We start from the raw sequence: 19,018 nt of genomic DNA, 5'->3' as shown, positions 1-19,018 counted from the left end.
GGCCCCCAGGACGTTCGCCCCGGACGGCAGATACGTCCGGCCGGCCGCTATCTCGGCCCGCAGGAAGTCTCCCATCACGGCGATGCGTTCAGCCGCAGGTTCCAGAGCCTTCGCCCAGCCCGCTTCGACAAGTTCATGCAAGGGTCGTGGTGCCACGGCGCGTCACTCTACTGGCAGACAACCGGTCTGCGCACAGCCCCCGAAGCCCCTCGCGCGCGGACGCCGGCCGGCGCTACCCTTCCTCCACGTCGAGGTCATCGAGCCGGTCCGGCAGATCGCGCGACCGGTCGCCGGGAAGGCGGGGAGCCTGTTGCGTCCAGTGGTCACGTCACTCCGCCGCCGTCAGCGCGTCCTGCCCGCCTCTCACCGCCGACACCCTGTTCCCGGAACGCCCGCGTACGCGGTGGGGCCGCCCCTCGTTCTGCGGGGCCGTGACGACCGGCGTCTGCCGTGAGCGGCGGCTTCCTGGCCGTCGACTCCGGCGGTTCGGGTCTGCGCGTCGTCGTCGGTACGGCCGGCGGCGACGGACGCGGTCGGGGCAGGACCGGTTCGGACGGACTCGGGCGGCGCGCGTCGCGAGAACCGGTCCGCACCGGTGCGGACGGTATCGATCCCGGGCACCTGCTGGCACAGCTGCTGCCCATGGCCCGGGCGCTGACCGCGGAGACCGGTGTGACCCGGCTCGGCACGGTCGTCGTCGGAGCCGCCGGACTGGCCACCCTGGGTGACGCCCTGCGGGCCGAGCTGCCGGGCGCGCTGGCCCGGGAGCTGGGCGTGCGGACGGTCGCCCTGGTCGCCGACGCCGTCACCGCCTACGTCGGCGCCCTCGGCCCCCGGACCGGAGCCGTGGTCGCCGCGGGCACCGGCCTGATCGCGACCGGCACCGACCTGACCCGCTGGCGCCGGGCGGACGGTTGGGGTCACCTGCTGGGCGACTGCGGCGGCGGCGCCTGGATCGGGCGGGCCGGCCTGGAGGCGGCGCTGCGCGCCCACGACGGTCGCCAGGGCGGCTCCGTCCCGCTGCTCGCCCGCGCCGTGGAGCGGTTCGGCCCGGTGGCGGACCTGCCCGGTCAGCTGTATCCGCGTACGGACCGTCCCGCCGTCCTCGCCTCCTTCGCGCCGGAGGTGGCCGCCTGCGCGGCCGACGACCCCGTCGCCGCGGGCGTCCTGCGGGCCGCCGCCCGGCACATGGCCGACTCGGCCGCCGCGGTCTGCCCGCCGGGCGGCGAGCCCCGCGTCGCGGTCACCGGCGGTCTGCTGAAGATGGGCGCCCCCCTCGTCGTACCGCTGGAGGCGGAGCTGGCGAAGCGGCTGCCGCATGCGCGGTGGACGGCCGCCGAGGGTGATCCCCTGCACGGTTCGGTGCGGATCGCTCACCATCTGGCGACCGACTCACTCACCCTTCCGAGTGACGACAGGATGCTGTGGGTGACGACCGTGCCGGACGGCCGATAATCGGTCCGCGGCGAGGTGAATCATGCCGATGTCAGCCGATCCGTACATCACTCATCAGACAAAACCGGACGGATACCGCTCACCTGCACCCTCCCCGAACAGGGAAACCCCGGAAACCAGTAACATGCGGCGCCATGAGCTCCCCCACTGGGCCCGCCGGCCTGCCAGTACGAATGCCGCGCCCCCGCCAGCCAGGACGGCACCGCCGTCCCGAACCCCTGGTGGCTCCCGAGGGCGCGCCGGCGCTCGTCCTCGCGGTGCCGGGGACGCCCAGTAGCGCCACCCGAGGCCTCGCCGACGAGGTCATCAGCATCGCCCGCTCCGAGCTGCCCGGCCTCGACGCCCGGATCGGTCACCTCGACGGGGACGACGAAAAGTTCCTCTCCCTGTCGACCGTCCTCGTGCGTGCCGCCGAGGAGCGCACCGCCCGCTACGAGCAGGCGCGCGCCGCAGGCATGGAGGTGAAGGAGCCCGAGGGGCCCGTCGCCGTCGTCGTGCCGCTACTGGCCGGCCCGGACGGCGCGCTGCTGCGCCGGATCCGGCAGGCCGTCATGGACAGCCGGATCGCGGCCGAGCTGACCGACGTCCTCGGTCCGCACCCGCTGCTGGCCGAGGCGCTGCACGTGCGGCTCTCCGAGGCCGGCCTGGCCCGCGCCGACCGCGCCCGCCTGTTCACCGTGGCGACCGCCGCGGACGGCATCATCCTGGCCTCCGTCGGCGGTGACGAGGCCGTCCAGGCGGCCGGGATCACCGGCATGCTGCTCGCCGCGCGCCTCGCCGTGCCGGTGATGGCGGCGGCCCTGGACGACGAGGGCTCGATCTCGTCCGTGGCCGAGCAGCTGCGTTCCTCGGGCTCGCAGCAGCTGGCGCTCGCGCCGTACCTGATCGGCCCGGAGATCGAGGCCTCCCTGCTGGAGGACGCCGCCAAGGAGGTGGGCTGCTCCACCGCCGAGCCGCTCGGCCCGTACCCGGCGATCGGCAAGCTGGCGCTGGCCAAGTACACGACCGCGCTCGGCATCTCGCCGCAGCAGCAGCCGCAGAGCACGCCGGTCCGCTGACGCAGGGGCGCCCACGCCCCCGAGCACGACCGAAAGGGCCCGCTCACGTACCCCGAGCGGGCCCTTCGTCGTGCCGCACGGCGAACCGGCGGGCCCACCGGGGCAACCGACGACCGCCCCGGACCCGCGCGGCAGCCCGCGGCCGAGAAGCCCCCGCAGGTGGGCGGCGGGCCGCCGTCCCGGTCAGCCGAAGACCACGCAGGACGCCGCCGGTAGCGCGAGTGAGCCGGCGCGCCGGGGCACACCGGTCTCCGGGTCGAGCGCGAACCAGGTCACGTCTCCGGAGCGTTCGTTGGCGGCGTACAGGAAGCCGTCCGACTCGGCGATCTCACGCGGCCAGTGCCCGCCGCAGGGCACGGTCCCGAACAGCCGCAGCCCGTCCGGCTCCACGACGAACACGGACAGGACGTCCTCACCGCGGGTCGCGGTCCACACGAAGCGGCCGTCGGGCGAGACCACGATGCCGGAGGGGAAGGCGTCGCCGGCCGGGGCACCGGGCAGCACCGGAACCTCGCTGAGGGGCTGCAGCACGCCGTCCGCGGCGTCCCAGCGGCAGACCGTGACGGTGGGCGCCAGTTCGTTGACCACGTAGGCGTGGGAACCGTCCGGGTGGAAGGCCAGGTGCCGCGGGCCCGAGCCGGGGCGCAGCGCGACCTCCCGGTGCACGGTCGGGGCGCCGTCCCTCAGGGTGCAGACCCGCACCGAGTCGGTGCCGAGGTCCACGCTGACCGCCCACCGTCCGCTCGGGTCGGGCCGCACCTGGTGGGCGTGCGGCCCCTGCTGGCGCTGGGCGTGCGGGCCCGAGCCGGTGTGCCGCAGGACGCCGGAGGCGGACCGGGCGAGGGAGCCGTCGGGGCGGACGGGCACGGCGGTGACGCTGCCGGAGCCGTAGTTGGCGGTCAGGACGTGCCCGGCGTACAGGCCGAGATGGGTCGGCCCGTCGCCTCCCACGGACACCGGCCGCCCGGCGGGCTCGGGTTTGTCCCCGCTCACGCGGAAGGCTGCCACCGCGCCCTCGGCCGTCTCGCTGACGGCGTAGAGCATGTCCCGGTCGGGGGTCAGGGCCAGGTAGGAGGGGTCGGGCAGGCGGTCGGTGCCGCTGAGGACCGTGAGCGCGCCGCTGTCCGGCGCGACGGCCGCCGTCACGATGCCGGGGCCGCCGGCCGCCGTGAACGACCCGATGAACGCCCGCCGCTGCCGCCTGCCGCCGTCTGTCACCACTGCTCCCTCTGTCCTGCGCCGTCCCGCGCCGTCCCGGGCAGGCCTGCGCCATCCCGGGTAGGCCCGCGCCGTCCCGCGCCTCGTCGAGTGCCGACTGATCGTCTGCTCCGGGGTGACGGTAGCAGTCGATCCATTGCGGTCTAGACCAAATGGGGGACGCGGGGCCGGACGGGTCAGGCGCCGACGAGCGGTGAGCCGGAGGGGGTCCGCAGGGGTGTGGCGAGTTCGGCCAGGGCGCGCTCCAGGCCGTGGAGGTGGGCCAACGCGGGTCCGGCGGCGCCCGGTCCGTCCGCGCGGGCGGGAAGGGGCCTGCCCCCGGTGAGTGCCTCGACGGCGGTTTCGACACGCCAGCAGGCGGCGGCCAGCCGGGCGTCGTGCGAGGCCTCCGGGTCGGCGGCGACGGCGACCAGGCCGCGGATCTCGCGGGCGCAGTCGTCGAGCAGGGCGAGTACGCGGCGGGCGCGGCGCTTACGGCCGTACATCGGGTTCAGCGGGTGGACGAGCGGGGCGACCGACAGCCGTACCCGGCCGAGCAGCTGCTCCAGTTCGGCCACGCGCGGCGCCGGGTCGGCGCCCCGGGTTCCGGCGAGGCGGGCGGCGGCCTCGGCGGTGCAGGCGTGGACACAGCGCAGGGCGCGCTGGATCCAGGCGTCGGTGACGGCGTGTGTGGTGACGGGCAGCACGAAGAGCACGGCGAGCGCGGCGCCGAGCGCCCCGACGCCGGTCTCGGCGAGGCGCAGGGCGAGCAGGCCGGGGCTGAGGAAGTCCAGGAGGCCGTAGAGCAGCTCGGCGAGCACCGTCACGCAGAGCATCATCCAGGTGTAGGAGACCGCCGCGGTGTAGAAGATGCCGAAGACGCAGACGGCGGCTAGTACGGCCGTGGGCGCCGCGGAACCGGCGAGCGGGACGGCGATCAGGAAGCCGAGGCCGATGCCGACGACCGTGCCGAGGACCCGGCGGAAGCCGCGGACCAGGGTGTCGCCGCGCGAGGTGGTGTTGACGAACACCCACCAGGTGGCGCCGACGGCCCAGTACCAGCGCTCCTCGGACACCAGTTGGCCCACGACCAGGGCGAAGCCGGCGCCCGCGGTGGCCTGGACGGCCTGGCGGGTGGTGATGCGGGCGAGTCCGGTGCCGGCGGGCGGTGCGAGCACGGCGGGCGGGGACAGGCGGCGCTCGTAGCACCACAGACCGAAGCGCACCGCTGCGGCGGCGGCCACGGACAGCAGGACGGCGGCGTACATCTCGGGCAGCCGGTCCGTGGTCGCGTGCAGGAACTGGGCGATGAAGAAGGTCATGAAGGCGAACACGCCGAGGCTGTGTCCGCGCGGGCCCCAGCGCCGGGCGTACACGCCCGCGCCGACGACGGCGAGGAAGGTGAGGTCCCGGGCCACGGGGTGGTCGTGCAGCGCGGCCGCGGCGGTGAGCACGGGCAGTCCGGCGACCGGCAGCAGCGCGGTGGTGACCGCCTGCCCGCGCACGGTGGCGTCGGTGACGGTGAACAGCGCGAGCAGCGCGGCGAGCCCGCCGATGACGGCGCCCACGAGAGAGGTACCGGCCAGGCCGCAGACCACGACGGCCAGCCCGATGCCGAGGACGGCCCGCGCGGCGAACCGCAGCCGGGACCGTCCCGGATCCGGGCTCATGAACACCTTCTTCAACACTGATTACCGCCCCCTCGTACACGGGCGCCCACGGGCCCGAAGTCACTGGCATGAAAAAGGCGCCGCGGGATCCGCAGCGCCATCGACCTCTCCATAGGAGCATCTCTTCCACCAGTGGCTCAACAGGGCCGCGCGGGAGTGGGCCATTGGTACAATTCTCAGGGCATTTCCACGGCCACCGAAGAGCCAATGGCCGACGAGGGGACCCGTACGTCATGGCCGTCGACGAACTCGACACCCGCATCCTGCGGCTGCTGCTGGAGCAGCCGCGCACCAGCGTGCGGGAGTACGCGCGTCTCCTCGGGGTCGCCCGCGGCACGCTTCAGGCCCGGCTCGACCGACTGGAGCGGGACGGCGTGATCACCGGCGCCGCACCGTCCCTCTCCCCCGCCGCGCTGGGCCACCCGGTACTGGCCTTCGTGCACATCGAGGTCACTCAGGGTCACCTGGACGAGGTGGGCGAGGCGCTGGCGGCCGTCCCGGAGATCGTGGAGGCCTTCTCCATCACGGGCGGCGGCGACCTGCTGACCCGGGTGGTGGCACGCGACAACGCGCACCTGGAGGACGTGGTCCAGAAGCTGATCAGCTTGCCCGGGGTGGTCCGCACCCGCAGCGAGGTGGCGCTGCGCGAGCGCGTGCCGCACCGGCTGCTGCCCCTGGTCGAGTCGATCGGGCGCACGGCGCGAAAATGATCCTTGGCTCCTTGGCATCCTGGACCCCATGAGCACTCTCGGCGGCATCTCGGTCATCTTCGATCTCGACGGAACGCTCGTGGACAGCGAGCCGAACTACTACGAGGCGGGCCGGCAGACCCTCGCCGAGTACGGCGTGCCGGACTTCACGTGGGCGGACCACGAGGGCTACGTGGGGATCAGCACCCAGGAGACGGTCGCCGACTGGAAGCGGCGGTACGGCCTGCGGGCCCCGGTGGAGGAACTGCTCGCCGTCAAGAACCGCCACTATCTGGAGCTGGCCCGCACCTGCGCCCGCGCGTACCCGGAGATGCGCGCGTTCGTCGAGCTGCTGGCGGGCGAGGGCGTGCCGCTGGCGGTGGCGTCGGGTTCGTCGCCCGAGGCCATCGGGACGATCCTGTCCCGCACCGGCCTGGACGTGTGGCTGCGCACGGTCGTCTCGGCCGACGAAGTCGCCCAGGGCAAACCCGCACCCGACGTCTTCCTGGAGGCGGCGCGCCGGCTCGGCGCGGACCCGGCCGACTGCGTGGTCCTGGAGGACGCCGCCCCCGGGGCCGCCGCCGCGCACGCGGCCGGAATGCGCTGCATCGCGATCCCCTACGTCGCGGCCCAGGCCGACGCGCCCGAGTTCGCCACCGCCGGTCTGCTGGTGCGCGGCGGCCAGGAGGAGTTCACCGCGCGGGCGGCGTACGACTGGCTCGCGCGAGCGGTCCGGGCCGCCTGACACGCCCGCCGACCGTACTCGTCGGTAGCGTTGACGCTCCTCCGCCTCCTGCCTATCTTCTGGGCGACCTTCCGAACAGCGTTCGGTATTTCGAATGAAACGAGGAGCACATGGCAGCGCCCCTCTCCCGGCGGACCCTTCTGCTGGCCACGGCGGTCGCCGCGGGAACGCCCGCGGTCTCGTACGCGGCGAGCGGCGGGCCCGGCGCCGTGCCACAGGCCCCCTCCGCGCTCGCGGGCCGCGCGGCACCGGCCGCCTGGTCCGTCAGGCCGTTCGAGCTGGAGGACGTGAAGCTCGGCCGGGGCGTCTTCGCCGACAGACGACGGCTGATGCTGGACCACGCCCGTGGCTACGACGTGAACCGGCTGCTGCAGGTCTTCCGCGCCAACGCCGGTCTCTCCCCCCTCGGTGCCGTCGCCCCCGGCGGCTGGGAGGGACTGGACGGCGAGGCCAACGGCAACCTCCGCGGCCACTACACCGGCCACTTCCTGACCATGCTGTCCCAGGCCTACCGCAGCACCGGGGAGCGAGTCTTCGCCGAGCGGATCGGCGTCATGGTCGCCGCGCTGAGCGAGGTACGCGAGGCCCTGCGACACGACCCGGCCGTGCTGAGCACGCAAGGCCGCTTCGGCGCCGCCGCAGAGAACGTGCGCGGCTCCCACCAGTACGTCGACCTCCCCGCCGGCGTCCTCGGCGACACCCCGGCGATCACGCTGGCCGCCTGGGTGAAGCCCGCCCATGACGGTGACTGGGCCCGCGTCCTCGACTTCGGCGACGACACGAACCGCTACCTCTACCTCACCGCCCGCAACGCCGACGGCGTGCCGCGCTTCGCCATCACCGACAGCGGCGCCGCGGGCGAGCAGGGCCTCGACGGGACGGCCGCGCTGCCCCTGGGCGAGTGGAGCCACCTGGCCGTGACCCTCGCGGACGGCACCGGCACCCTCTACGTCGACGGCACCGCCGTGGCGCGGAACACGGCCATGACCCTGACCCCGGCGGTCCTCGGCCCCCTCGCCCACCACTGGCTCGGCCGCTCGCACTACCCCGCCGACCCCGTCTTCGCGGGCGCCTTCGAGGAGTTCGACGTCTGGTCACGCGCCCTGAGCGCCGCCGAGATCGGCGCCCTGCGCGACAACCCCGCCGCCGGGACACCGGCCGGCCGGGGCGATCTGGCCTCGTACGCCTTCGACGAGAGGGACGGGGGGAGGTTCGCGGACGCCTCCGGCCGGGGCCTGACGGCCACGCTGCGCCGCACCTGGGGCGGGCCCAGCCACCCCGGATTCCTCGCGGCGTACCCGGAGACGCAGTTCATCGAACTGGAATCGATGACCGGCAGCGACTACACCAGGGTCTGGGCGCCGTACTACACGGCACACAAGATCCTCAGAGGCCTGCTCGACGCCCACCTCGCCACCGGTGACGACCGGGCGCTGGACCTCGCGTCCGGCATGTGCGACTGGATGTACGCGCGGCTGTCCGCCCTGCCCGCGGCCACGCTGCAGCGGATGTGGGGCATCTTCTCCAGTGGGGAGTTCGGCGGCATCGTCGAGGCGATCTGCGACCTGCACGCGGTCACCGGCGAGGCGGACCACCTCGCGCTGGCCCGGCTGTTCGACCTCGACCGGCTGATCGACGCCTGCGCCGGGAACACGGACGTCCTCGACGGCCTGCACGCCAACCAGCACATACCGATCTTCACCGGCCTCGTCCGCCTGTACGACGAGACGGGCGAGGAGCGCTACCTCACCGCGGCGAGGAACTTCTGGGGCATGGTCGTGCCCCACCGCACGTACGCCATCGGCGGCACCAGCACCGGTGAGTTCTGGAAGGCACGGGACGTGGTCGCGGGCACGGTCAGTGCCACCACGGCCGAGAGCTGCTGCGCGTACAACCTGCTCAAGCTGAGCCGGACGTTGTTCTTCCACGACCAGGACCCGGCGTACATGGACTACTACGAGCGGGCCCTGTACAACCAGGTACTCGGCTCCAAGCAGGACCGGCCGGACGCGGAGAAGCCGCTTGTCACCTACTTCATCGGGCTGACGCCCGGTCATGTGCGCGACTACACGCCCAAGCAGGGCACGACCTGCTGCGAGGGCACCGGCCTGGAGAGCGCCACCAAATACCAGGACTCGGTGTACTTCGCCGCCGCCGACGGCAGCGCCCTGTACGTCAACCTCTACAGCCGCTCCACCCTGACCTGGGCCGAGCGCGGCGTCACCGTCACGCAGACCACGGACTATCCCCGGGAGCAGGGCAGCACCCTCACCGTCGGCGGCGGCAGTGCCTCCTTCGCGCTACGGCTGCGGGTTCCGTCGTGGGCCACGACGGGGTTCCGCGTCACCGTCAACGGGCGCGCCGTGCCGGGAACTGTGACACCGGGCAGCTACTTCACCGTGTCCCGGACCTGGCGCCGGGGCGACACCGTGCGGATCCGCGTCCCCTTCCGGCTACGGGTGGAGAAGGCACTGGACGACCCGTCGCTGCAGGCCCTCTTCTACGGTCCGGTCAACCTGGTCGGCCTTGATCCGTCCACCGACCTCCTGGAGATCGGGCTGTACCGCGGCGCGGGTCTCTCCGGCGACCTGCTGCCCACACTCACGCCCGTGTCCGGCAAACCGCTCCACTACACGCTGGACGGCACCGAATGGGCACCGTTCTCCGAGGGGACCGAGAACCCGACGCACGCCTACTTCCGCCGCTCGGAACCCCGGGTGGTCCTCGGCGGCACCGACTCGGGCGTCGCCAACCCGGCGAAGGACGACGGCACCACCCTGCTCGACGAGATCTGGGCGGCGGCCCCGTTCCGCGACAAGGGAGCGCTGGTGACGCACGTGCGCTCCACGGTGGACGGGTGGGTGGAGGCCGGGCTGCTCGGGGGCGGCGAGGGCGAACGGGTGGTGCGGACCGCGCGGAAGGCGTCGTACGCGGACTGACGGAGGAGGCCTTCTGCCCGCGGAGGTTTCTACCCGCGGAAGTTTCCACCCGCGGAGGTGATCGGTTCGCCGTTCGCATCCGTACCTCCTGGTGTCCGAGCCTGTCCTCGCCCCAGGAGGCACGATGCGCGTCACGCGCACCACGGCAGGGACCGCCTTCGTGGCCGGTGCCCTGGTCCTCACCCTCGCCGCGCTCGCCTACCCGACCATGCTCGGCGTGCGGAACACGGTCAGCGCCCAGGACCGTGTCATCACCAACACGGTGTTCGGGCCACTCACCGAGGCGGACCGGGACTTCGTGGTGAAGGTCCGTGCCGCCGGGCTGTGGGAACACCCCCTGGGGCTGATGGCCATGGAGCGGGGCTCGACACCGGAGATGAAGGAGGCCGGCGAACACCTGGTCGTCGGGCATGCCCGGCTGGACGCGACCTGCCGCAGGGTCGCGCCCGAGCTGGGCGTCACCCTGCCCAACCTGGCCTCTCCCCAGCAGCAGCAGTTCGTGTCGACCGTGGCCGGGACGACCGGCAGGCAGTTCGACACCACCGCGGTCAACATCATGCGCATCACGCACGGCCAGATCTTCCCGGTGATCGCAAAGGTCCGCGCCAACACCAAGAACTCCCTGGTACGGCAGCTGGCCGACCAGGCCAACGACACCGTGCTGGACCACATCACCGTGCTGGAGAAGACCGGCCTGGTCAACTTCGACCAGGTCAACTTCCAGCAGTCGGCCCCGCCGGACCTGCCCAAGGCGCAGCTCACACCACCGGCCCCGCAGCCGGGTGAGCCGGTGCTCTCGCTCACCACGCCGCCCGGGCTGGAGGTCAACACCTTGGCGCCGACGCCCAGTCCGACGGTCCGCTGACCGGCACGACGGAGCGTCGCCCGTGTCAACCGCGTCGGGGCTTACCGCGCCCGCCGCCCTTGGTACCGCCGCTCTTGGCGTTGCTCTTGCCGCCGCTCTTGGCGTTGCCCCTGTTGCCGCCCTTGGCGGCGCCCCTGGTTCCGCCCCTGGCGCCGCTCTTGCTGTTGGCACCGGTGCCGCGCCGCGCGCCGCCGGTCTGCTTCCCGGCCCCCGGCCTGCCCCGCGCGGCCGATTCGGTGTGCTCGCCCTTCGCCGAGGCAGGTGCGGGCTGCCGGCCCCGGGTGCTGTTGACGGTCCGGCCCCGGACGATGCCGATGAAGTCCTCCACCCGGTCCGTGTGCGCGTCCTCGGGCCAGGCCAGGGCCACTCCCGACTCGGGGGCGTCCGTGACCGTCCGGTACGTGAGGTCCTTGCGGTGGTGCAGCCGCGCCAGCGACAGGGGCACGAGGAGCACGCCGATCCCGGCCGCCACCAGCTCGACGGCGTCCGCCGTGGTGGCCGGACGCTCGAGTGCGGACCGGCCCGGCAGCCGCTCCCAGCCGAGGACGTCGTCCACGGGGTGCAGCACGATCTCGTCGGTCAGGTCCTCGACGGTCACCTCGTCGGCCGCGGTGACGAGGTGGTCCCTGGGGATCACCACGACGGTGGTCTCGGTGTAGAGCGGGATCGCGCTGAGGGCGCTCCGGTCGACGGGCAGCCGCACCAGCCCGGCGTCGGCGTCGCCGCCCAGCAGCAGGCGGCCCGACTCCTCGGGGACGACCTGGGTCAGGGACAGCGGGATGTCGGGCAGCCGCTCGTTCCAGATGCGCACCCATTTGTCGGGCGTCACCCCCGGGACGTACGCGAGCCGGAACGAGGGGGATTCTTCCGAGCCTGTCACCCGGCCAGGTTACCGGGCGTGGCCAGGGGCCGCGGTCACCGGGCGTGGCCGGCGGTCGCGCTCCCGGGTGTGGTCGGCGGTCGCGCTCCCGGGTGTGGTCGGCGGTCGCGCAGACGCTCGATACCCTTGACACCATGACGTCGCACCAGAACACCCAGACCATGAAGCCCGCGACCGCGGCGAAGAAGCTGGGTGTGTACCTCGAGGCCACACCCGCCGAGTTCCGGGAGGGCGTCGTCACGCGCGCCGAGCTGAACGCGCTCCAGACGGACCCGCCCGCGTGGCTGCGGGACCTGCGGCGCGACGGTCCGCACCCGCGGCCGGTGGTCGCGGCCAAGCTCGGTGTCTCCATCGCGGGTCTGCACCGGGGCGGGGTCGCGGAACCGCTCACCACGGAGCAGATCGAGGCGCTGAAGCAGGAGCGCCCCGAGTGGCTGGAGCGGGAGCGGGCCGTCCAGGCCGACGTACGCAAGGAGGCGGCTCGCGTGAAGGAGCTGCACGCCGAGCGCGCGCAGCGGGCCGAAGGCGCCGAGCGCGACTGACGCTCACTCCTCGGCCTTCTGCTCCGTCACGCTCCACGCGTACTGCAGCCAGTCCGACACCACCACGGCGCTCAGGCCCGCGCACAGCAGCCGGGCGGCCCGGGGCGCGACGGCGTAGCTGCCGACGAGTCCGCCGGCCACCCAGGTGGAGGTGCAGAAGGGGCAGGACACCAGGTCTCCGACGGCACGGCGCAGGCCGTTGCCGCGCGGCGCGTCCATCACCTCGTTGGCGTTGCTTTCACGCTCGCGGTGGGTGAACGGCGCCCGCAGGAAGCTGGTGACCTTGTCCTTGGTCAGCAGTCGGGACGCCTTGAACGTCGCCGTTCCGAGCAGGGCCACGTCCCACGCCGGGACGGTGTCCGGCAGTCGCAGCCCACGGCGCCACGCGATCGCGGCGAACGCTCCGGCCCCCGCCGTGAAGGTCACCGCGAGTGCCATGTATCCGCCGAGGGGGGTGCCGCCCCCTTCGTCGTAGCGTTCGCCGAAACTCCGCGCGTCGTGGTGCTGCTTGCCGTCCGTCATGAACGCCTCCTGTCCGGGGGCCGCCCCTCGGAGGGCCGCCTCTTCGCGGGGACCGGGTGCCCGCCTCCGCACGTCTCCAACGCGTGCCCGCGGACCGCTCTCAGTACGGTGCCGGTCCGCCGAAGAGATCGGCGCAGTCCGCGGGCAGGTGGGCCAGTAGGTCGTGGACGCGTTCGCCGGGCACCGCTTCGGTGAGGGTGGAGAGCACGGCTCCCGCGTCCCATTCGGCGGTACGCGGCCGGGCGCCGGTCTGCTGTGCCACGCGCCGCAGGAACTCCGCACGGCCGAAGGACTCGGGACGCCCGCGTTCCAGGCGCAGTGCGTCGTCCAGGGGCGCGGGCAGGTCGGAGGCCAGGTCTGCGGCCTCCTCCGGGGCGATGCGGGACGCGATCACCCACAGGACGGCCGTACTGACCTGCTCGGCCTCCTCCTCGCTGTGGTATTCGCCGCGGTCGCGGACCAGGGTCAGGAATTCGTCGAGCCGCACGGCGTCGCCTCCTTCCGCCGGTTCTCGCTGCGGACCGGGTGCCCTCCCCGCGGTCCGGGGAAACGGGCGCGGTCTCACCGGCGTGCTCGCTCCGCGTCGGCAAGGGCTGCCACCCGGGTCACGGCGTCGTCCCTGAACAGCGCGTGTCCGGCGGCGATCCGCTCGGCCCGGGCCGGCCCCGGGGTGGTGAGCCGCCGCAGCGTACCGAGCAGCGCGGTCTCGTCCTCGGCGACGTCCGACACACCCAGAGCGGCCATCCGCCGGACGCCGTCCGCGCCGTGGCCGGGTATCGGCCGGTATCCCACGACCGGCAGTCCGGCGGCGAGGGCCTGTACGGCGGTCTGGCCGGCGGCGTTGTCGACCAGGGCGCGGGCGGCGTGCAGCAGGCCGGGCATGTCCGTCACCCAGCCGAGCGCGACCACACCCGGTGTGCCGGACAGGTCGCGGCGCAGCCGTTCGTTGTCCCCGCAGAGCACGACCGGCAGGTTGCCGTGGTCCGTCAGGAGCCGGACGGTGGCGCTCAGGTGCGAGCCCACTCCCCACGCGCCGGCGGACACCACCACGGGGGGCCGCCCGGGACCGAGACGGTCGAACAGTCCCCGCCACCCGGCGGCCCCGGGAGCGTCGGCGAAGAACTCCGGAGCCACGACCGGGCCGCACGTCCACGCGGACGTGCCGGTGCTCTCCCGCACCTCGCGCGCCACGTCCTCCGTGAGACACAGGCAGTGGTCGTTGCCCGGGTGGAGCCACTGCCGGTGGACGGCGAAGTCGATCACGAGGACGACGCTGGGCACGGGCAGCAGGCCCCGGGCCCGGAGATGGCCGGTCAGCTGGGCGCCGAGATGGAAGACAGGGACGACCACGTCCGCGCCCGTGCGCTCGGCCAGCGCGCGCAGCCGGCCACCGGCGAGCCGGGCCAGCGGCGTACCGCCGGGACGACGGCCGGCGCCCGGACGCAGGAACAGGCGGTAGAGGACGGCGTACGCCCAGGGGAAGTGGCGTACCGACCCGCGGTAGAAGTGCCGCAGCACACGGCCCACGCCGTACGGCAGCAGCGCGAGGACGTCGACGACGAGGGCGTCGTCACCACGTGCCCGCGCCCGGCGGACCAGTTCGGCGGCGACCGTGTCATGTCCCGCGCCCATGCTCGCGCTGACCACCAGCAGCCGTCTGCCCTCGACCGGAGCGTGCGGGGCCGTCGGGCGACGGGGCGCTGATGAGCTGCGAGGATGCACGGCGATCCAGGTTGCCCGCCCGACATGTTCCAAACCACTGCACAAGCGGGCGTTTCGGACGTCTCGCCAGGGATACTCCGTGACCGCCCGTCCGGCCGGACGCCGGATCCCGACCGCCTGGTCGGTCGCTCCCGGCGTCCGCCCCGAGCCAAGGTGGTCCCATGGTCCATGCGTTCTCCCGCCCCCGGCCCGCCCCCGGCCCACGGGTTGTCGCGCCCGACGCGGCCCACGCCAGGCCCCGGCGGGAGCCGACCGGCGTCCGGGGCGCGCGGACGCGTACGGCCCTCGTGACGGGGGCGTCCTCCGGCATCGGCGCGGCCGTCGCCCGCCGGCTGAGCGAGGAGGGCGGCTGGCGGCTGGTGCTCAGCGGACGTGACCCGTCCCGGCTGCGCGAGGTCGCCGAGAACGCGTCGGCCACCGCCTTCGCCGCGGACCTCACCCTCCCCGGCGCCGACCGGCAGCTCGCCGACTTCACGCTCGCCACGGTCGGACCGGTGGACCTGCTGGTGGCCGGTGCCGGGGTCGGCTGGGCCGGGGAGTTCCTGGGCATGCCCCCGCACACCATCGACGAGGTGCTCGACATCAACGTGCTGGCCACCCTGCGACTGGTGCGACTGGTGCTGCCGGGCATGGTGGAGGCGGGGTCGGGGCGGGTGGTGCTCGTCGGCTCGCTGGCGGGCAGTGTGGCGGTGCGCGACGAGGCCGTGTACTCCGCCGCCAAGGCCGCGGTCGGCGCCTTCGCCGACGCCCTGCGCTACGAGTTGCGGGGCACCGGCGTGGGGGTCACTCATGTGGTCCCCGGTGTCGTCGACACACCGTTCTTCGAACGCCGCGGGGCTCCCTATCTGCGTTCCTGGCCGCGTCCGGTGCCCGCCGAGCGCGTGGCCGACGCGGTGCGGACGGCAGTGGTACGGAGCCGTGACGAGGTGTACGTGCCCGGCTGGCTGCGCCTGCCGTGCCGGGTGCGGGGCGCGGCTCCGGGGCTGTACCGGCGGCTGGCGGCGCGGTTCGGGTGAGCTCCGGATGAGCGGGAGCGCGCGGCGGTGATGGTCCTCACCGTCGTCCTGGCCCTGTTCGCGGCGTTGTCCAACGCGGCGGCGTCGGTACTGCAGCGCCGGGCCGCGGCGCAGGACGAGAACCGGGCGGGCGCCGTCCACACGGTGGTGCGCTCGCTCCTGCGACTGGTGCGCGACCGGTACTGGGTGGGCGGCGCGGCGCTGCTCGCGCTGACGACGGTGCTGCAGGCGGCCGCGCTGGCGGTGGGGAGTCTGGCCGTCGTCCAGCCGCTGATGGCCAGTGAGCTGCTGTTCACCCTGATGGTCGGCAGCGTGGTCTTCCACCGGCGGCCCGACCTGCGGACCTGGCTGGCGTTCGTGGCCCTGGCCGTGGGGCTCGCGTTGTTCCTGGGCGCCGCCGCGCCGTCGGCCGGCCATGACACCGCGACCCCGGGCCGGTGGGGCTGGGCGGGTCTGGCCCTGTTCGCCGTGGTGACGGCGCTCGCCTCGATCGGCAGCCTGGTACGGGGCGCACCCCGCGCCGCGCTGTTCGGTTCGGCGTCCGCGGTGGCGTTCGGCGGTACGGCGGGGCTGCTGAAGGAGGTCACCGGGCGGCTCCCCCAGGGGGTGGGCGTCGTCCTGACCCAGTGGCCGCCGTACGCCACGGCGGTGGTGGGGATGATCAGCTTCCTGCTGCTGCAGAGCGCTCTGCGGGCGGGAACCCTCGCGGCGTCGCAGCCGGCGCTGACCCTCGGCGACGCGCTGACCAGCGTCGCTCTCGGCTGGGCCCTGTTCGGCGAACAGATCGCCCTCGGGCTACGGGTGCTGCCCGAGCTGATCGGCGTGGCGCTGATCGGGCTCGGCAGTGTCGGACTGGCCCGCGCGCCGTCGGTCCACGGCGCGTGGGACACGGTGCCTGCGGCACGGGACGGCCCCGGGCCGGGCAGCCGGGCACAGGAGCGGCGGGGGTCGTGACGACCTCACCGCTCCACACGGCATCACCGCACCACCGCACCACCACACCGCGGAACACAGCGACGGCAGAACAGCGGCCCATCGAGAACGCCGGAGCAGCGCGACGGCACACGGAGGACAGGAGACACACGGATGCGTGAGAGCTTCCACGCCGGACCGGCGGCGTACGCCGTCGCGCCGGTCGTCGTCGCCGCGCTGGCCCACATCGGTCCGGCCGCGACCTGGCTGCCCGGTCTGCGCCGGCGCCGGTTCCCGGGCCTGGCCGGACTGGGCCGCCCCGACCACGTCGCCCTCACCTTCGACGACGGGCCCGACCCGACGTCCACCCCGCACTTCCTCGACCTGCTGGACGGGCTCGGCGTACGGGCGACCTTCTTCGTCCTGGGCGAGAACGTCGTACGTCACCCGGCGCCGGCTCGCGAACTGGCCCGGCGGGGGCACGAACTCGCCGTCCACGGCTGGGCGCACGACCGCCCCTGGCTGCCGTCGCCGGCGCGGGACACGCGCGAGTTGCGGCATGCCGTCCGCGCGGTCGCCGAGGCCGCCGGACGCGTCCCGCGCTGGTACCGCCCGCCCTACGGCATCCTCACCTCCGGACGCTGGGCCGCCGCCCGCCGGGCCGGACTGCGGCCGGTGCTGTGGACGACGTGGGGCAGGGACTGGCGGCAGGACGCCACACCCGCCTCGGTACGGGCGACCGTCGCGGCCGATGTGCGCGGGGGCGGCACGATCCTCCTGCACGACACCGACCACGCCTGTGCCCCGGGCAGCTGGCGGGCCGCCCTCGGTGCCCTGCCGGACATCGTGCGCGACTGCCGCGAGGCGGGACTGACGGTGGGACCGCTGGAGGAGCACGGGGTGGTGGGGGCCGCCCTCTGCCCGGGAACCGGACCGTCGGTGTGCGGCCCGGTGATGTCGGGGGCGTCGCCGTTTCGGCCGGCGGCGCCGGGACAGCCGTAGCGTCATGACGGACAGAGACGACCAGTGCCCGGCGGCGCCGGATCCGGCCTCTCCACCCTGGGTCCTGCGCGAGTACGCCGTACTCGCCGACGGTGAGCGGGGCGCGGTCCTGGACCCCCGGGGCCGGATCGTGTGGCTGTGCGCCCCCCGGTGGCACGACGACGCGGTGTTCTCCGCGCTCATCGGCGGCGCCGGGCACTTCGCCGTGGAGCCGGCGGACCCCTGGCACGTCTGGGGCGGCTCCTACGAGGAGGGCACGCTGATCCGGGTGAGCCGGTGGGTGACCGCCGAGTGCGTGATCGAATGCCGGGAGGCCCTGGCCCTGCCCGCCCGCACCGACCGGCTCGTCCTGTTGCGCCGGATGCGCGTGGAGCGCGGCGAGGCACGGTTGTGCCTGGACCTGGACCCGCGGCCCGGATTCGGAGACGGCCGGATGCGCGGCCACCGGCAGGAGGACGGGGTCTGGACGGCCGAGGCCGAAGGGCTGCGGATGCGGCTCGCCGGGGCTCCGGAGGCGGTGTGGCGGGCCGGCGCCGGACTGTGTGGCGAGTTCCGGCTGCGCGAGGGCGAGACGCACGACCTGGTACTGGAACTGGCCGAAGGGCGGGAGGCCGGACCGCTCGACGCCGACGCGCTGTGGCGGGCCACTGAGCGTGAGTGGGGGCGGGCCGTCCCGGACTGCTCACGGCTGGTCGCACCACGCGACGCCCGGCACGCGTACGCCGTGCTGCGCGGGCTGACCAGTGTCTCCGGCGGCATGGTGGCCGCCGCGACCACGTCCCTGCCGGAGCGGGCCAACAGCGGGCGCAACTACGACTACCGCTTCGCCTGGCTGCGCGACCAGTGCTACGCCGGTCTCGCGGTCGCCGCACACGGCCCGCACCCGCTGGTGGACGACGCCGTGCGCTTCGTCGCCGAACGCATCCTGGAGGACGGCGACAAGGTCCGCCCCGCCTACACGGTCGACGGGCGGCCGGTCGGCGGGGAACGCTCCCTGCGGCTGCCGGGCTATCCCGGCGGCACCGACCACATCGGCAACGACGCGGGTGCCCAGTTCCAGCTGGACACCTTCGGCGAGGCGCTGCAGCTGTTCGCCGCGGCCGCCGCGCACGACCGGCTGACGGAGCAGGCGCAACGGGCCGCCGCCGTGGCCGTGGACGTCGTGGAACGGCAGTGGCTCGAGCCGGACGCCGGACTGTGGGAACTGGAGAACCGCTGGTGGACCCACTCGCGGCTGAGTGTGGTGTGCGGTCTGCGGCGGATGGGAGGAGTGCTGCCCGGGAAGGCGGGACACCGTTGCGTGGAGCTCTCCCGCACCGTGCTGCGGGAGACCCGGCGCCGGTGCCTGGACTCCGACGGCCGCTGGCGACGGGCCGCCGACGACGACGGGCCCGAGGCCGCGCTGCTGGTGCCGATGGCCCGCGGCTGCGCGTTCGGGGACGACGGCGGTGCCGCCACCCGCGCGTACATCGAGTCCCGCCTCGCCGAGGACGGGTACCTCTACCGCTTCGAACACCCCGGGGAGCCGCTCGGTGACGCCGAGGGGGCCTTCCTGCTCTGCGGGTTCACGATGGCGCTCGCCACGCACCGGGTCGATGACCGGGTCGGCGCGTTCCGCTGGTTCGAGCGCACCCGGGCGGCCTGCGGACCGCCCGGGCTGTTCGCAGAGGAGTACGACGTGCGTCAGCGGCAGCTGCGCGGCAACCTCCCGCAGGCGTTCGTGCACGCCCTGATGCTGGAGTGCGCCGTCCGCCTGGCCGGCGAGTCGGTGCTGCCCTGACCCGACGGACGACCGCGCGCTCCA

At 74.1% G+C, this 19,018-nt stretch carries 17 protein-coding genes and 1 pseudogene; 11 read left to right on the top strand and 7 right to left on the bottom strand.

Going from position 1 to position 19,018, the window contains the following annotated elements; genetic code table 11:
- Positions 1-156: pseudogene (locus ABEA26_RS01255) on the bottom strand (uracil-DNA glycosylase); the annotation flags it as partial.
- Between the two features lie 294 nt (positions 157-450).
- On the opposite strand from ABEA26_RS01255, the gene ABEA26_RS01250 reads away from it, so the two are divergent.
- Both ABEA26_RS01250 and ABEA26_RS01245 read left to right on the top strand, forming a co-directional pair.
- Positions 451-1,455 carry an N-acetylglucosamine kinase gene (locus ABEA26_RS01250; protein WP_345588303.1) on the top strand — a complete coding sequence of 335 codons (1,005 nt, stop codon included), beginning with the start codon at positions 451-453 and terminating at the stop codon, positions 1,453-1,455.
- A gap of 134 nt (positions 1,456-1,589) precedes the next feature.
- Positions 1,590-2,513 (top strand): sirohydrochlorin chelatase, encoded by a 924-nt coding sequence (locus ABEA26_RS01245; protein ID WP_345588301.1) that lies wholly within the window; start codon positions 1,590-1,592, stop codon positions 2,511-2,513.
- Between the two features lie 183 nt (positions 2,514-2,696).
- On the opposite strand, the gene ABEA26_RS01240 is transcribed toward ABEA26_RS01245, so the two are convergent.
- Positions 2,697-3,731 carry a lactonase family protein gene (locus ABEA26_RS01240; RefSeq protein WP_345588300.1) on the bottom strand — a complete coding sequence of 345 codons (1,035 nt, stop codon included), beginning with the start codon at positions 3,729-3,731 and terminating at the stop codon, positions 2,697-2,699.
- A gap of 176 nt (positions 3,732-3,907) precedes the next feature.
- Complete coding sequence (locus ABEA26_RS01235) at positions 3,908-5,398, bottom strand: FUSC family protein (RefSeq protein WP_345588299.1); 1,491 nt, start codon at positions 5,396-5,398, stop codon at positions 3,908-3,910.
- A gap of 215 nt (positions 5,399-5,613) precedes the next feature.
- Between ABEA26_RS01235 and ABEA26_RS01230 the strand changes: the two genes are divergently transcribed.
- The 4 genes from ABEA26_RS01230 to ABEA26_RS01215 all read left to right on the top strand — a co-directional run bounded on the left by ABEA26_RS01230 (position 5,614) and on the right by ABEA26_RS01215 (position 10,618).
- Positions 5,614-6,090 (top strand): Lrp/AsnC family transcriptional regulator, encoded by a 477-nt coding sequence (locus ABEA26_RS01230; RefSeq protein WP_345588297.1) that lies wholly within the window; start codon positions 5,614-5,616, stop codon positions 6,088-6,090.
- 28 nt (positions 6,091-6,118) lie between these two features.
- Complete coding sequence (locus tag ABEA26_RS01225; protein ID WP_345588295.1) at positions 6,119-6,814, top strand: HAD family hydrolase; 696 nt, start codon at positions 6,119-6,121, stop codon at positions 6,812-6,814.
- A gap of 110 nt (positions 6,815-6,924) precedes the next feature.
- Positions 6,925-9,753, top strand: coding sequence for a beta-L-arabinofuranosidase domain-containing protein (locus ABEA26_RS01220; protein WP_345588293.1), 2,829 nt, complete (start codon positions 6,925-6,927; stop codon positions 9,751-9,753).
- A 124-nt stretch (positions 9,754-9,877) separates the two neighbouring features.
- Entirely contained in the window at positions 9,878-10,618 is a 741-nt protein-coding gene (locus ABEA26_RS01215; protein ID WP_345588291.1) for a DUF4142 domain-containing protein, read from the top strand.
- Positions 10,619-10,643: 25 nt separating this feature from the next.
- Here the strand turns inward: ABEA26_RS01215 and ABEA26_RS01210 are convergent, their stop codons facing one another.
- Positions 10,644-11,498, bottom strand: a complete 855-nt coding sequence (locus ABEA26_RS01210) for a LysR family substrate-binding domain-containing protein (RefSeq protein ID WP_345588289.1) — start codon at positions 11,496-11,498, stop codon at positions 10,644-10,646.
- 134 nt (positions 11,499-11,632) lie between these two features.
- Here ABEA26_RS01210 and ABEA26_RS01205 point away from each other — a divergent pair, with 134 nt between their 5' ends.
- Positions 11,633-12,040: a DUF5997 family protein gene (locus ABEA26_RS01205; protein ID WP_345588287.1), complete on the top strand. Its 408-nt coding sequence runs from the start codon at positions 11,633-11,635 to the stop codon at positions 12,038-12,040.
- A gap of 3 nt (positions 12,041-12,043) precedes the next feature.
- On the opposite strand, the gene ABEA26_RS01200 is transcribed toward ABEA26_RS01205, so the two are convergent.
- The 3 genes from ABEA26_RS01200 to ABEA26_RS01190 form a co-directional block, all read right to left on the bottom strand.
- Positions 12,044-12,562, bottom strand: coding sequence for a DUF1360 domain-containing protein (locus tag ABEA26_RS01200; protein WP_345588285.1), 519 nt, complete (start codon positions 12,560-12,562; stop codon positions 12,044-12,046).
- Between the two features lie 100 nt (positions 12,563-12,662).
- On the bottom strand, positions 12,663-13,049 hold the full coding sequence (locus tag ABEA26_RS01195; protein WP_345588283.1) for a DUF2267 domain-containing protein: 387 nt from the start codon (positions 13,047-13,049) through the stop codon (positions 12,663-12,665).
- Positions 13,050-13,123: 74 nt separating this feature from the next.
- Positions 13,124-14,290 (bottom strand): MGDG synthase family glycosyltransferase, encoded by a 1,167-nt coding sequence (locus tag ABEA26_RS01190; RefSeq protein ID WP_425587774.1) that lies wholly within the window; start codon positions 14,288-14,290, stop codon positions 13,124-13,126.
- Between the two features lie 155 nt (positions 14,291-14,445).
- Here ABEA26_RS01190 and ABEA26_RS01185 point away from each other — a divergent pair, with 155 nt between their 5' ends.
- The 4 genes from ABEA26_RS01185 to ABEA26_RS01170 all read left to right on the top strand — a co-directional run bounded on the left by ABEA26_RS01185 (position 14,446) and on the right by ABEA26_RS01170 (position 18,994).
- Positions 14,446-15,300: an SDR family NAD(P)-dependent oxidoreductase gene (locus tag ABEA26_RS01185; protein WP_345588281.1), complete on the top strand. Its 855-nt coding sequence runs from the start codon at positions 14,446-14,448 to the stop codon at positions 15,298-15,300.
- A 27-nt stretch (positions 15,301-15,327) separates the two neighbouring features.
- Positions 15,328-16,254 carry a DMT family transporter gene (locus tag ABEA26_RS01180; RefSeq protein ID WP_345588279.1) on the top strand — a complete coding sequence of 309 codons (927 nt, stop codon included), beginning with the start codon at positions 15,328-15,330 and terminating at the stop codon, positions 16,252-16,254.
- Between the two features lie 132 nt (positions 16,255-16,386).
- The gene (locus ABEA26_RS01175; RefSeq protein WP_345588277.1) at positions 16,387-17,214 is read left to right on the top strand and encodes a polysaccharide deacetylase family protein; all 828 of its coding nucleotides are present in this window, start codon (positions 16,387-16,389) and stop codon (positions 17,212-17,214) included.
- 4 nt (positions 17,215-17,218) lie between these two features.
- A complete protein-coding gene (locus tag ABEA26_RS01170; RefSeq protein WP_345588275.1) occupies positions 17,219-18,994 on the top strand; it encodes a glycoside hydrolase family 15 protein in 1,776 nt (591 codons plus the stop codon).
- Positions 18,995-19,018 lie beyond the last annotated feature (24 nt).

This window comes from Streptomyces marokkonensis (genome assembly GCF_039539045.1).
Classification (GTDB): domain Bacteria; phylum Actinomycetota; class Actinomycetes; order Streptomycetales; family Streptomycetaceae; genus Streptomyces; species Streptomyces marokkonensis.
The sequence above is the reverse complement of the archived record's forward strand: the minus strand, read 5'-3'. Positions and strand labels throughout refer to the sequence as shown.